Source organism: Flavobacterium sp. KMS, from assembly GCF_000813005.1.
Taxonomy (GTDB): Bacteria; Bacteroidota; Bacteroidia; order Flavobacteriales; family Flavobacteriaceae; genus Flavobacterium.
The window spans coordinates 1-1,261 of sequence record NZ_JSYP01000055.1 but is presented as its reverse complement, the minus strand read 5'-3'; the positions used below and the strand labels follow the sequence as shown (position 1 = coordinate 1,261).

The following is a 1,261-nucleotide window of genomic DNA, read 5'->3' as shown; positions in this document are numbered from 1 at the left end:
CTTCTAGGTAATAAATTAAATAAGTTAACTGTAGATGAATCTGCATTACAAGCTTCACTATTAAAAGTTGCAGTTGGTATAACATCATTTTTAACCGTAATTGTTTGTACCAATATGGTTTTATTACCAGCACAATCAGATAAAGTATAGGTTCTGGTTAAGATATATGGACTACCTCCACAACCAGTACCACCGTTATCAGAATCACTTACTGTTACATTTACAGTTTGGCTACAATTATCGGTAGGATTAATTACAGTATTAGGATCTGCAACAGGAATAGCTGCAATGTTTTCCAAAGTAATATCAGCAGGAACAGTTCCTGTTGGAGGAGTAGTATCCTTAACGGTAATTACTTGAGTAAACGAAGTTGTGTTTCCTGAACAATCGCTAGTTACCCATTTACGAGTTAGTATATAATTGGTACTACATTCGTTTTCGATACCAGTTTTTGTTTCAGTATAAACTACAGGCACATCAACATTACAGTTGTCAGCTGCAGTTATATTTGCTGCTTGAGGAACTTTATCACATGATACCGTGATATCAGTAGGAAGCTCACCATTAAATGTTGGTTTCGTAGTATCTTCGATAGTTATCACTTGCGTGAAAGTATCGGTGATATTACCACAATTATCTTTTGCTACCCAACTGTTTGTATAAGTTCCTGCATTTGCACAAGACTCAGAAGCTACAAATTGTCCGCTAGTTTTTTCGATGGTCACCTCACTATCACAATTATCAGTTGCTACAGGAGCACTAGCTTGCGCAGTTGTTAATCCAGAAGCATCACTACATTGAATAGTTATATTAAGACTTCCAGCAAGAGTAGTCCAAGTAGGTATTGTAGTGTCTTCGATAGTTATCACTTGCGTGAAAGTATCAGAAGTATTACCACATTCATCCTTAACTGTCCAGGTATTAGTATACGTTCCAGAGTTACCACAAGACTCAGAAGCAATAAACTGTCCGCTAGTTTTTACGATATTAGACACATCGCTATCACAATTATCAGCAGCAACAGGAGTACTAGCTTGAGCAGAAGTTAAACCTGCAGCATCACTACATTGAATGGTTATATCTAAACTTCCAACTTGAGTAGTCCAAGTAGGCTTAGTAGTATCTTCGATAGTTATCACTTGCGTGAAAGTGTCAGAAGTATTACCACATTCATCTTTAACCGTCCACGTATTAGTATAGGTTCCAGCATTACCGCAAGATTGAGAAGCAACGAATTGTCCGCTAGTTTTAACGATATTAG

Annotated in this window: 1 protein-coding gene; it reads right to left on the bottom strand. The window is 37.0% G+C overall.

Features of this window, described 5'->3' with window-relative positions; all coding sequences use genetic code 11:
* Positions 1 to 1,261 (bottom strand): Ig-like domain-containing protein (locus OA93_RS23945; protein ID WP_039116800.1); only part of this gene is annotated, 1,261 nt, incomplete at both ends.